Annotated in this window: 11 protein-coding genes; 8 read left to right on the forward strand and 3 right to left on the reverse strand. The window is 38.0% G+C overall.

Features of this window, described 5'->3' with window-relative positions; all coding sequences use genetic code 11:
- Positions 1–111: 111 nt before the first annotated feature.
- The 4 genes from pcnB to panC all read left to right on the forward strand — a co-directional run bounded on the left by pcnB (position 112) and on the right by panC (position 3781).
- Complete coding sequence (gene pcnB / locus RM573_RS16100; protein ID WP_311584376.1) at positions 112–1515, forward strand: polynucleotide adenylyltransferase PcnB; 1404 nt, start codon at positions 112–114, stop codon at positions 1513–1515.
- The gene (folK, locus tag RM573_RS16105; protein ID WP_311584379.1) at positions 1515–2015 is read left to right on the forward strand and encodes a 2-amino-4-hydroxy-6-hydroxymethyldihydropteridine diphosphokinase; all 501 of its coding nucleotides are present in this window, start codon (positions 1515–1517) and stop codon (positions 2013–2015) included. The genes pcnB and folK overlap by 1 nt, the downstream gene beginning before the upstream one ends.
- A gap of 49 nt (positions 2016–2064) precedes the next feature.
- Positions 2065–2859 carry a 3-methyl-2-oxobutanoate hydroxymethyltransferase gene (gene panB / locus RM573_RS16110; RefSeq protein WP_311584382.1) on the forward strand — a complete coding sequence of 265 codons (795 nt, stop codon included), beginning with the start codon at positions 2065–2067 and terminating at the stop codon, positions 2857–2859.
- A gap of 73 nt (positions 2860–2932) precedes the next feature.
- A complete protein-coding gene (gene panC, locus RM573_RS16115) occupies positions 2933–3781 on the forward strand; it encodes a pantoate--beta-alanine ligase (RefSeq protein WP_311584384.1) in 849 nt (282 codons plus the stop codon).
- Between the two features lie 85 nt (positions 3782–3866).
- On the opposite strand, the gene rpmE is transcribed toward panC, so the two are convergent.
- The gene (gene rpmE / locus RM573_RS16120; protein WP_311584387.1) at positions 3867–4079 is read right to left on the reverse strand and encodes a 50S ribosomal protein L31; all 213 of its coding nucleotides are present in this window, start codon (positions 4077–4079) and stop codon (positions 3867–3869) included.
- 237 nt (positions 4080–4316) lie between these two features.
- Between rpmE and priA the strand changes: the two genes are divergently transcribed.
- From priA to hslU, 4 genes are all read left to right on the forward strand, one after another.
- Entirely contained in the window at positions 4317–6539 is a 2223-nt protein-coding gene (gene priA, locus RM573_RS16125) for a primosomal protein N' (protein WP_311584390.1), read from the forward strand.
- 138 nt (positions 6540–6677) lie between these two features.
- On the forward strand, positions 6678–7238 hold the full coding sequence (locus RM573_RS16130; RefSeq protein WP_311584392.1) for an SPOR domain-containing protein: 561 nt from the start codon (positions 6678–6680) through the stop codon (positions 7236–7238).
- Between the two features lie 98 nt (positions 7239–7336).
- Positions 7337–7855 carry an ATP-dependent protease subunit HslV gene (gene hslV, locus RM573_RS16135; protein ID WP_311584395.1) on the forward strand — a complete coding sequence of 173 codons (519 nt, stop codon included), beginning with the start codon at positions 7337–7339 and terminating at the stop codon, positions 7853–7855.
- Between the two features lie 76 nt (positions 7856–7931).
- A complete protein-coding gene (gene hslU / locus RM573_RS16140; RefSeq protein WP_311584398.1) occupies positions 7932–9260 on the forward strand; it encodes an ATP-dependent protease ATPase subunit HslU in 1329 nt (442 codons plus the stop codon).
- Positions 9261–9429: 169 nt separating this feature from the next.
- On the opposite strand, the gene RM573_RS16145 is transcribed toward hslU, so the two are convergent.
- Both RM573_RS16145 and RM573_RS16150 read right to left on the reverse strand, forming a co-directional pair.
- The gene (locus RM573_RS16145) at positions 9430–11289 is read right to left on the reverse strand and encodes a methyl-accepting chemotaxis protein (protein ID WP_311584401.1); all 1860 of its coding nucleotides are present in this window, start codon (positions 11287–11289) and stop codon (positions 9430–9432) included.
- Positions 11290–11403: 114 nt separating this feature from the next.
- Positions 11404–13410 (reverse strand): putative bifunctional diguanylate cyclase/phosphodiesterase, encoded by a 2007-nt coding sequence (locus tag RM573_RS16150; protein WP_311584405.1) that lies wholly within the window; start codon positions 13408–13410, stop codon positions 11404–11406.
- Between the last annotated feature and the right edge of the window lie 42 nt (positions 13411–13452).

Below are 13452 nucleotides of genomic sequence, written 5' to 3' on the forward strand. Positions count from 1 at the left end.
AATAAAATGGTTAAGATGCCGTTTTTTCATTCTCTTTTTAGCTTCACTGTTATATTATTGCGCCGTTATCCTTCATTTCTATAGGCAGTTACCATTAAAAGCGTGATCAATTTGTGCAAAAAAGTTTTAGGTAAGAAAAAAAATAAAACGTCACCTAAAAATATCAATCACTCCCCACAAATTTTTACCCGAGATCAACACCCCGTTTCTCGTAGTTTGATCAGTGCTAGCGCCTTAAAGGTTTTGTATCGTTTAAATAAAGCTGGCTATGAAGCTTACCTTGTCGGCGGGGGCGTTCGCGACATTTTACTTGGTTTAGCTCCAAAAGATTTTGATATCGCAACCAATGCCACACCAGAACAAATAAAAGCTTTATTCAGAAATTGCCGATTAATTGGAAGACGCTTTCGTTTAGCACATATTGTTTTTGGCCGAGAAATCATTGAAGTTGCCACTTTCAGAGGACACCATGAAAGTGCTCCTCAAAAACAACAAGATTGCCAAAAAACCTCTAAACAAAGTGAGCATGGCATGTTGTTGCGCGACAATATTTATGGCTCTATTGATGAAGATGCTGAGCGTCGAGATTTCACTATCAACGCCTTGTATTATTCATCAGCCGACTTCAAAATTTATGACTTTGCTAACGGGATCAGTGATATTAATGCGAAAAAAATTCGCTTAATTGGTGATCCTGAAACACGTTACCGCGAAGATCCTGTAAGAATGTTACGTGCGATTCGCTTTGCCACCAAACTTGATATGGACATTAGCGAAGAAACTCGTCGCCCAATTAAAGCACTAGCGCCATTACTTGAAAATATTCCACCAGCAAGAATGTTTGAAGAGTTTTTAAAATTATTTCTTTCTGGCAAAGCTTACAGTAACTTTCATTTATTACGCGAGTATCAACTTTTTCGTTATTTTTTCCCGATTGTTGATCAAGCACTGAATAACAATGAAGAGCCCTATTTACTAGCATTTATTGAACAAGCTTTAAAGAATACAGATGATCGCATCAATAATAACAAGCGTGTTACCCCTGCCTTTTTATTTGCTGCTTTTTTATGGTATCCATTACAAAAACACATTTCTCAATTACATGCAAAAACGCAATTGACGCCGCAAGATGCATTTTTTAATGCCTTAGGCGAAATAATGTCTGAACAACAACGTAGTATTGCGATACCCAAACGGTTTCAAGCCGTAATGAAAGATATCTGGATATTACAAGATAAGCTTAACAAGCGAGTCGGAAAACAAGCTTATAAAGCATTCGAGCATCCCAAATTTAGAGCCGGATACGACTTTTTATTGTTGCGCAGTGAAATTGAAGCGACCGCTGAAAATACTCACCTAGCAGAATTAGCTAAATGGTGGACTGACTTTCAGCAAAACAATCATGAAACACAACAGCTTATGATAAAAAGTATTGTAAAGTCAGGTGCAACCCAACGACGAACCCCCCGTAAACGTCGTAAACCTAGAAATCAAGCCGCTAAAAGTAGTGAATAATGACCTTAGCGTATATCGGACTTGGCAGTAATTTATCTGATCCTAAAGCTCAAATTCATCTAGCAATTGAGCAAATAAAGACGATCCCAAACACCCACTGCATTAAAATATCTTCTTTATATTATAGTCGTCCTATGGGGCCACAAGACCAACCTGATTATATGAATGCCGTAATGGCCGTTGAAACACAATTGCCTGCTTTAGTCTTGCTTGACCATTTACAAGCAATTGAAAATAAAGCAGGTCGAGTTCGAAAAGAAAACCGTTGGGGCGCGCGTATTTTAGACCTTGATATTCTTCTATTTGGTGATAAAACCATTAATAACGAACGGTTAACGGTGCCTCATTATGGCATGAAAGTACGAGAATTTGTGATCATTCCTTTAGCCGAAATTGCTGAAACACTTGTCATGCCTGATGGCACGAGTATTTCAACTCTTGCGAAAAACATCGCCACAAATGATTTAAAAATTCATAGCCAATTAGACTCAATACGTTAAAATAAAGCCCAACTAAACATTAGCTAACGTTTACAACTCTGGAAAAATCATGGCAAAAATTACCACAGCAACCTTACAAAAAATGAAGCAAAATGGTGAAAAAATATCAACCATTACCGCTTATGATGCAAGTTTCGCTAAGTTATTTGACCAAGCAGGTATTCACGCCATTTTAATTGGCGATTCACTAGGCATGGTATTGCAAGGACAAGACGATACTCTACCTGTTGACATCGAACATATGGCCTATCATACGCAGAGTGTTAAACGTGGAGTCGAAGAAGCGCTTATTATCAGCGATATGCCATTTATGAGTTATGCCACTAAAGAACAAGCTTTTACCAATGCAGCTAAACTGATGCAAGCAGGTGCAAGCATGGTTAAAATAGAAGGTGGCCTTTGGTTAGCGGAAACAATTCAAGGGTTGGTAGAACGCGGAATTCCAGTTTGTGCTCATTTAGGTTTAACACCACAGTCAGTTAATGTGTTTGGTGGCTTTAAAGTGCAAGGTCGAGATGAAGATAAAGCTCTTGAAATGATTGCACATGCTAAAGCTTTAGAAGCTGCGGGTGCGCAACTTTTAGTACTTGAATGTATTCCCGCAGGTCTAGGGAAAGCAATTTCACAGGCGATAACCATCCCCACTATTGGTATTGGTGCCGGTAAAGATACTGACGGGCAAATTCTTGTTATGCACGATGCATTAGGTATTTCGTGTAGCTATATGCCTAAATTTTCACGTAATTTCTTAATTGATACTGGCGATATTAAAAAAGCAATCGAGCTTTATATTTCAGAAGTTAGTAAAGGGAATTTCCCTGGCGATGAGCATATTTTTAAATAAGCATTGCACCTGATTATCTATTTATCATCCAAGCTAAAAACCTCGATTTTGCTAAACCGTAAAGGTAATACATATGAAAACAGTCAGTGAAATAAGTGAACTTCGCGAGACCGTAAAAACCTGGCATCAACAAGGCCTTACCGTCGCATTTGTCCCGACGATGGGTAACCTTCATGACGGTCATATTTCATTGGTCACAGAAGCACATAAACACGCTGACAAAGTGGTTGCGAGTATTTTTGTCAACCCTATGCAGTTTGGAGCAAATGAAGATATTGATAGTTATCCACGTACCATGGCCGACGATCAACGGAAATTAGCGTCTGCAAATACCGACTTACTTTTTACGCCCACATCCGAAATTATTTACCCGAAAGGACTAGATAAACAAAGTTATGTTGAGGTGCCTAATGTTTCCGAAGGTTACTGTGGCGAAAGCAGACCTGGGCATTTTCGAGGGGTTGCTACTGTCGTTTGTAAGTTATTCAACTTAGTACAGCCGGATGTCGCTTGTTTTGGTTTAAAAGATTATCAACAAGTACAAGTGATTCAAACCATGGTTGAAGACTTATCAATGCCAATAAAAATTGTTCCGGTTGAAACGATGCGTGAAACAAGTGGCCTGGCTTTAAGCTCTCGCAATGGTTACTTAACCGAAGAGGAATTAAAAGTAGCGCCCGCATTAAGTCAAAATATTCAATGGTTAGCGGAACAAATTAAGCAAGATAATGATTTTATCGGTTTGGCAAAAAAAGCCGCCAGTTATATCGATAATGCGGGCTTAAAAACTGACTATATTCACATTTGTCATGCTCGAACTTTACAACCTGCTAGTGAAGACGATCATGAGTTAGTCATACTAGCAGCAGCTCATTGTGGCAAAGCAAGGTTGATAGATAATTTACAAGTCACGTTAACCTAGCTAAAACAACGTTTGATTTAAAACCATAGACATAAAAAAAGCGCCCGTCGGCGCTTTTTTTAAACATTTTGCTAACTGACTAAGATTACTTCTTAGACAATGCACCAAAACGTTTATTGAATTTATCAACACGACCACCAGTCTCAGCAGCTTTTTGCTTACCAGTGTAGAATGGGTGACATTCTGAACATACGTCTAAGTGTAAATCTTTACCTACTGTAGAACGAGTAGTGATTACGTGACCACAAGAACAAGTTGCCTTGAACTCCGCGTAATTTGGGTGGATGCCTTCTTTCATGGGTAACCTCTGTATAGGCCGTATCGCCACTTAGTCAGTATTTATTGACTGCTAAGCACCATACGAGTTAAAAATAATGGTGGCGAATAATAAAGGATCGCCTTAACCACTGCAAGGAAAACTGATAAAAAAATAACCGTTTACCGCTTTTTAACTAATTATCGATGTTATCGACACTCTTTGCTTGGCAAGCCATCACTAAACATTCAAAATAACCACAACGTAAATGACAAAAAGATGACGAACATTTTGCTGCAGGATATTTATATACAAGTTGCCATTCCTGTCCCTATGCGTCAGTTATTCACTTATCTTGTGCCAAACGCATTACTTAATGATAAGAGCTTAGTTGGTGAGCGCGTTATCGTGCCTTTTGGTCACCGACAAGTCATTGGTATTGTCATTTCAGTGGACGATGACACTCCTTTAGAAAAAGACAAATTAAAAGCGATTATCAGCCGCATTGACTCAGATACTCACTTACCTGCACCGTTACTCAAATTACTCACTCTTGCCGCGCGCTACTATCATCACCCAATTGGCGATGTTTTTCAGCAAGCGCTGCCCGTGTTACTGAGAAAAACAGAGCCACCAAAAAAACCGGTTTGTCATTATTGGCAATTCAATGAAAGTTGCGAACCAACAAAAATAAAGACATTTAAACAAGGCCGCGCAAAAAAACAAATCCAATTATTAAGGCTCATTGAAAACCATCATAAATTAACATGGCCTGAAATTCGTACCTTAGGTTATACCAAAGCACAATTGAAAAGCTTAGAAGAAAAACAATTTATTAGCGCATTAGAAAAGCCAATTGAAGTTTATCACTGGCAAACTAAATATTTAAATGAAAGTGACAAACTGAATTTATCGGCGGAACAAGCGGTCATTGTCTCGGCCATTGACCAATCAACGGAACAATACAGTTGTCATCTAGTCGATGGTGTCACCGGCAGCGGTAAAACCGAAGTGTATTTACAGGCCATGGAAAAAGTCCTTGCCAACAATCAGCAAGTACTCGTTCTCGTCCCTGAAATAGGTTTAACACCGCAAACATTAAATCGATTTGAACAGCGCTTTAATGTCCCTATTTTTTTGCACCATTCAGGATTAAATGACAAAGAACGCTTTGATACGTGGCAAAGTGCTCTGCAAAACTGTGCAGCGATTGTCATTGGTACTCGTTCAGCGGTTTTTAGTCCATTGCCAAAACTTGGCTTAATTATTGTTGATGAAGAACATGACGGCTCATTTAAACAACAAGACAGCTTTCGCTATCATGGCAGAGACATCGCTATTTTACGGGCTAAACAATTAAATATTCCGATTGTTTTAGGCAGTGCAACCCCTAGTTTTGAGTCGTTACAAAATGCGTTAACCAATAAATATCATTATCATCAATTAACCAAACGAGCGGGTAAAAGTGTAGAAGCGAAAATATCGCTGATTGATGTTGCTAATCAACCCTTAGAATTTGGCCTTTCAAAGCCACTTAAGCAATTAATCAACACCACGCTTAACAGAGGCGAACAAGTACTGGTTTTTTTAAATCGTCGAGGATTCGCGCCAGCTATCAATTGTAATGAATGCCACTGGGTTGCTGATTGTCATCGATGTAACAAACCTTATACCCTGCACCGTTCGCAAGGTTTATTGATTTGTCATCATTGCACTAGCCAAAAACGTATTCCTCAACAATGTCCAGATTGTGGCAGTGTACGCATAAAACCCGTTGGGCAAGGGACAGAGCAAATAGAAGAATATTTAACAGAAACATTTAGCCAATATAGTACCGTGCGTATCGACCGAGACAGTACCCGTAAAAAAGGAGAATTAGCCAAACGTTTGCAAGCGATAACCGATAAAGAGCATCAAATTTTAATTGGTACGCAAATGCTTGCCAAAGGACATCATTTCCCTGATGTCACCTTAGTTGCCATGTTAGATATTGACGGTGCATTATTTAGTTTTGATTATCGAGCCAGTGAACACATGGCGCAATTATTAGTACAAGTTGCAGGGCGAGCTGGGCGAGCGAGTAAACCTGGTAAAGTGATAGTACAAACACAATATCCACAACACCCGTTATTACAAGATTTAGTCAATAATGGTTATCGCCATTTTGCCCAACAAAGCTTAACAGAACGTAAAATGGCATATTTGCCTCCGTTTGGTTATCAAGCCCTGTTTCGAGCCGAAGCAAATTACCCTTCTTATCCTGAAAAGTTTTTACGCCAATTAGCTCAAACCCCAATATCATCCTGTGAAATAGCGGGCCCGATGCCAGCAGCCATGGAAAAGAAAGCGGGAAAATATCGTTTTCATTTAATTTTACAAGCGAAATCTCGACCAGAATTACATACTGCAATTAGACAAATGATCGCGCAAAGTCAGCAAAACGAATGGCTTAACAAAGTGCGATGGACAATTGATATCGACCCAATAGATCTCAGTTGGTGAGGAATAAAAATAAGAAAGTGTAAAGAAAAAAGTAGCTTGTGCGCTTTTCCATAATAAAGACAAATATTCCCTGTTAATTTCAAACCAATTCGCTAAAATAACCGAAGTTTTCGCTCTAACATAGATAAATAAGCAATAATGGCTCATCAAGATTACGTATCGCGTTCGCGCACTCCTAAGAAAAAAAGTAATCCATACCAACCAAAGCACGCGGAAGTTGCAGTAGGTCTTTCATTAAAAATTAAACTAATTGCCTTAGTGTTACTTATCGCTTTACCGGCTTTTGCTTACTTATTATGGTCAATAAAAGATATTGAAACGCCCACAGTTGCCGAGCAAATTGAGCAATCGCAACATGAAGAAAATGCCAGTCAGTTACCAACGCCCCCTAAAGAAAAATGGCAATATATGGAACAACTAAAATCGAAAGAGGTTGAAGTTGGTGAATATGCAGTTGTCGAAAAAGGTCCATATAAAATGCAATGTGGCTCGTTTAGAACCCGAAAACAAGCAGAAGTAATGAAAGCCAATATCGCTTTTTCAGGTTTATCGGCTCAAATTAGTGCTGCCAAAGGCTCAAGCGGCACATGGCATAAAGTTTTTTTAGGCCCATACGAAAAAAAACGTAATGCAGAAAAAGATAAACACAAATTAAGTAGTAACAATATCAGCACTTGCCAAATATGGTTATGGAAATAATTTCCACGCATCCTTGAAAAGTTCACGACAGACCCTTATTTAATCTACATTGATATAGCTGATACGCCCGTATCAGCCTAAATTTTTTGAGGTTTGATGTGACTACTATTGTATCTGTAAGACGTAATGGCAAAGTAGCTATTGGTGGCGATGGCCAGGTTTCTCTTGGTAATACGGTAATGAAAGGTAACGCCAAAAAAGTACGCCGTTTATATAACGACAAAGTACTAGCTGGTTTTGCTGGCGGCACCGCCGATGCTTTTACCCTTTTTGAACGCTTTGAAAGTAAACTTGAACAACATCAAGGACATTTAACCAAAGCAGCCGTTGAATTAGCAAAAGACTGGCGCAGTGATCGTGCATTACGTAAATTAGAAGCCTTATTAGCCGTGGCGGATGAAACAGCCTCGTTGATCATTACGGGGAATGGCGACGTTGTTCAACCTGAGCATGACTTAATCGCTATCGGCAGTGGCGGTAATTTCGCTCAATCAGCAGCTACAGCATTACTAGAAAATACTGAGCTTTCCGCCAAGGAAATTGTCGAAAAGTCATTAAAAATTGCTGGTGACATTTGCGTGTTTACCAACCATTCTCAAACAATCGATGAACTTTAACTCAACAATATATTTTATCGTCTTTATTTCAACACGATAAAGCAAAAGTATTACTCCCAGCAGTAAGGAAATAAATATGTCGAACATGACACCACGTGAAATTGTTCACGAACTAGATAGCCACATAGTAGGCCAAGCGGATGCAAAACGTGCTGTAGCTATAGCGTTACGTAATCGCTGGCGCCGCATGCAATTAAATGAAGAGCTGCGTACAGAAGTTACTCCGAAAAATATATTAATGATCGGACCAACGGGTGTTGGTAAAACTGAAATAGCCCGCCGTTTAGCTAAGCTTGCCAACGCTCCGTTTATCAAGGTGGAAGCAACGAAGTTTACTGAAGTCGGTTACGTAGGGAAAGAAGTAGAAACCATTATTCGTGATCTTGCTGATATGGCATTTAAAATGACCAAAGAGCAAGAAATGGCGCGGGTAAAGCACCTTGCCGAAGAAGCCGCAGAAGAACGAATTTTAGATGTATTAATTCCTAATCCGCGTGATAACTTTGGTAATGAAGAAAGCTCCGATAACAGTAGCACTCGTCAAATTTTCCGTAAAAAATTACGTGAAGGTAAATTAGACGATAAAGAAATAGAGTTAGACTTAGCCGCACCACAAGTTGGCGTAGAAATTATGGCGCCTCCAGGTATGGAAGACATGACCTCGCAGCTGCAAAACATGTTTCAAAGCATGTCGAGTGAAAAAACCAATAAACGTAAATTGAAAATAAAAGACGCTTTCAAAGCATTACAAGAAGAAGAAGCCGCAAAAATTGTTAATCAAGAAGACATAAAAATCAAAGCTCTCGAAGCAGTTGAACAAAATGGCATTGTATTTATTGATGAGATAGACAAAATTTGTAAGCGTGGCGATAGCTCAGGTCCAGATGTATCTCGCGAAGGTGTACAACGTGATTTATTACCATTAGTAGAAGGCTCAACCGTTAGTACGAAACACGGCATGGTAAAAACAGATCATATTTTATTTATCGCTTCAGGTGCCTTTCAAATGGCAAAACCTTCTGATTTGATCCCTGAATTGCAAGGCCGTTTACCTATTCGCGTTGAACTTCAAGCATTAACCAGCGATGATTTTGTACGTATTCTTACCGAACCGAATGCTTCGTTAACTGAACAATATATTGCCTTAATGGCAACTGAAGGTGTTGATATTTCTTTTAGTGAGGATGGTATCAAAGCAATCGCAAAGGCCGCTTGGCAAGTAAATGAAACCACTGAAAACATTGGTGCCCGTCGATTACATACCATGATGGAAAAACTTACCGAAGAAATTTCTTATACAGCGAATGATCGAAGTGGCGAAGTGATCGTCATTGATGAAAAACACGTACAAGACACACTGAATGATGTTGTGAAAAACGAAGATTTAAGTCGTTTTATTCTTTAGTTAAATACCGTGCACTCAACAACATGACGAGTTAAAAGTGAATGGTGAGTAAATGCACAGTATTTATCACTATCATTTTTTACAATAAAGGCGCTAAAAAGCGCCTTTATTTTTGAATCGTTGTCAGTTAAAGCGCTATCAATGATACAAAAATGATAACGAGTGATACTTATACTTTAAACTGATTTACTTCATTATTTAACACATCTGCTTGCTGTGAAAGCTCTTCACTCATTTGGCCGTTTTGGATAGCTGATTCACCAGAACTTTCCGCAACATCCCTGATCATCACAACATGTTGATTCACCTCAGATGCCACCGTGCTTTGTTCTTGTATCGCGGTAGCAATCGCAGTATTCATTTCCATAATAGTAGAAACATCTAACGTTATTTCTTCTAACATTTCACCGGCTGAGCTTGCTTGATCGGCACTTTCTTGACCTTGGGTACGACAAGCCGCCATATGAGAGACAATATCTTTGGTTCTTGATTGTAATGAACCAATAATGCTCTCAATTTCTTGTGTTGAATCTTGCGTTCTACTGGCCAAAGTTCTAACTTCATCAGCTACAACTGCAAAGCCTCTCCCTTGCTCACCCGCTCGTGCAGCTTCAATGGCGGCGTTGAGGGCAAGTAAGTTTGTTTGTTCAGCAATCCCTCGAATAACATCGAGTACTGAGCCTATAGTGTCACTGTCTTTCGCTAATTCTTGTACAATATTTTCAGACTCTAATAAAGTATTAGATAACTGATCAATTTGAGTAATCGTACTTTCTACACCTGACTTGCCTTTTTCAGCATTTTGGTGAGTTGTTTCAGCTTTATTTGCCGCCTCATGAGTATTACTGGCAATTTCATCTACCGTGGCCACCATTTCAGTTACCGCAGTAGCTACTAAATCAGTTTGTTGAATTTGAGAATCAACACCTTCGTTCGCTTTATGAATATTTTCAGAAAGGTTACGCGTGGCAATGTTTACCGTATCAACCGATTGGTTTACTTGAACAATTAAGTTTCTAAAACTCCCGATCATTTGGTTAAACACGCCCGCCATTTCTGCGAGTTCGTCATTGCCTTCCGTTGAAATTGCAATGGATAAATCTTTCTTATTCGAGATATCAATCATAGTATCTTTGAGTTTATTAATACTATTTAAAATATCTCTACTGGTCCAAACCGCGGCACTAATTGCTAATACCAGAATAATAAATGAAGCACTGTACGAAATCGTAGCGATAGAAGATATATGATCTTTTACATCTTGTTTAGTTTGTGCAACTAACTGCGTGGTATAATTATCCACTTGATGAATAGTATTTCTCATTTCACCCAATTGCCCTTCAGATGCTGTTAAGCCAAGTTTTACTTGGCCGGCAACTAAGTTCTCAAAGGCACTTCGGTAAACGTTCATACTATCTAACAATGAATTTTGAGTCGATGAATCTAGGTTACTGCCTCTAATATCGTTTATTAACGCGTCGGCATTACCCTGCCAACGGGTTAAATATTTTTCATCCAAACGCAGCATAAAATCTTTTTCATTACGGCGTAGTTGCAACATTCCGCTCAACAGTTGGTAATTACTCTTACCTAAAATTTCTTCTGCATCATGTACCGCACTTCTTAAACTGCCATATAAACCATCGGTGGGTGTTAATCCTATCTCCTTTTGGGTTTCAACCAATTCCAGAAAAGTTTTTTCATAATCACTGATAACTTTTAATAGACTTTTTATTTGGTTGGTATTCGAGGAGCTACTTTCAAAGTTTTTTTCTAGATGATTTAAATTTGATTTTAAACCTGCGACATTCTTTTTAAAGGATGCTACGTATTTTAAATCTTTTCGGGATAGGAAATCTTTTTCATCACGCCTAAGGTTTAATACGTCACTTTCAACAGCTCCTATAGTCCGTGCAGTATCCAAATCATTTTGTAGTGAACCGGATGAGTAGTTCAAGATAATCAACAAAAAGACTATTGCCACCACCAAAATAGAAGTATTTAAGGCAAGTTTTTGTTTTATAAGCATAATTCATTACCAAACAGAAATAGTTAAAAAAGTCGGCTTTAGAAAGTATAGACACAATTTAAAAAATAAAGAAATTTTCTAAGTTATTAATTATTAGTTATTAATCTAATCTACTTACTTTTTACGTGTTAAATAATTAGCAATTTTTTCGGGCGGCAGGGGTCGATTAATAAAATATCCTTGAACGGCGTCACAACCTAACTTCCTTAATAAGTTTAATTGCTCTAAGGTTTCTACCCCTTCGGCTAACACCCTTTTTCCTAAACCATGTGATAATTTGATCATCGAATTTACGATCGTTAAATCAGAATCATTGGTTGAAAACTCAGTAATAAAACTGCGATCGATCTTAATTTTATCAATCGGTAATTGCCTTAAGTAAGCCAAAGAAGAATAACCTGTACCAAAATCATCAATAGAAACTTTAATGCCCATGTTTTGCAATACCACGATGGTGTCCATTGCAACACTGATATCGGTAATCACGACATTTTCTGTGATTTCCAGTTCTAAATAGCTTGAAGGAACATCATACTTAAACAATAGGGTTTGAATTTTTGAGATAAGTTTGGGATCTTGAAATTCTACCGCGGTCATATTCACAGCAATAGCTACTCGTCGCTTATATTGCTTATACCATTGCGCATTGGTTTTACAGGCAAGATCTAATACATAATTATCAAGCTCACCATTCATTCCTAACGCATCAAAATCCGGTAGAAATTTATCCGGTGATAAGAGTCCCTTTTCTGGATGCTGCCATCGAACGAGCGCTTCAACTCCTTCAATGCGATTGGTTAATAAATTAAGTTGCGGCTGAAAATACAAAATAAATTCATTGTTTTGTAAACCTTGGCGAATTTCTTTTTCAACCGCTAATAAATGACGACCATGCGATTGCATGCCACTTTCGTATTTAACGCTCGGAATATTCTGACTTTCAGCATGAAACAAAGCTAAATTGGCTTTTTTTAACAGATCTTCTGCTTCACTACTGTCTTGTGGTGATAAACAATATCCGACACTACATTGTAAAGGTATTTCTTGTTGGTTAACCAAATACGGCCGGGAAATTAAATCATGTAAATGTTGGGCCGCTTTTTGCTGTTGGCTATCTTCAATAATTTCAATGGCAAAAACAAAAGAATCACCGCTTAAACGTCCTACAACTAACGGCAATAAAATGCTTTCAGATAATCGAACGGCAATTTGCCCTAAAATCAAATCTCCTACCTTTAACCCATAAGTGTCATTAACAAATTTAAATCTTTTAATATCAATAAGGTATACAGCTAACTTTTGATTATTTTTTACCGCTTGTTCTATTGCAATAGGTAGCTTTTCGATGACTTGTTCACGATTCAAGGCACCAGTGAGTAAATCATGTTTATCTAGATATTGAGCTCGATTAATTGCTATTTCGGCAACACTTCGTTCTGCACCTTGCATCCAAACCAATAATAAAAAGCCTAAAGTCACTTTGGCGCCAAAATCAAAATAGACCAAAATAGCGGTAAGGTCTTGTAGCCAAGGCTCAGTTAAAAAGCCAACAGATAAAAATGAAAATAATAAATAGCGAAAACACATTAATGCACTATAAAAGAGCAAAATAGTGCCTGAAAAGTGAAGTTTTTTAAGATTAAAAACAAAGAAGAAAATAAACATAAAAATACCTGCAAAGATAAAGTCAGCTAAACTTTCTCGCAGATAAAATCGATTAAAGACCGCTTGCTCATCAAATGCAAAAAGCAATGAGACAAAAATCCCCAAAAGAATTGGGACGATTATGGTTTTTTTAACGAGTCTATTGGAATATTTTAAATTTTTATTTGTGTAATACAACCCAATAAAAAAAAACCAAATAAACAAGTATTGGTTCACTTGTACGATACAGGTTAATAAAATTTGAACTGGGGTTAATTCATGAAATTGAGGTAAGAATTTTTGTATTGATAGCGCTAAATGCTGCACACTTAAGCACGCTAAACTTAACGTCCAGTATTTTACATAACGTCGACCAAAGCCTTGATAGAAAGAATAAAGCAAATAGGTTAGAAAGCTATAAACGGCTGTTTCTATAGAAAATAAGAAGCCTAAGGCAAAGTTATTATCTACTCCCATTAATTTTATTTCCTATGGTTACGTTATCGACCATTTAATAAT

Origin of the sequence: Thalassotalea castellviae (assembly GCF_031846185.1) — a bacterium.
Taxonomy (GTDB): domain Bacteria; phylum Pseudomonadota; class Gammaproteobacteria; order Enterobacterales; family Alteromonadaceae; genus Thalassotalea_H; species Thalassotalea_H castellviae.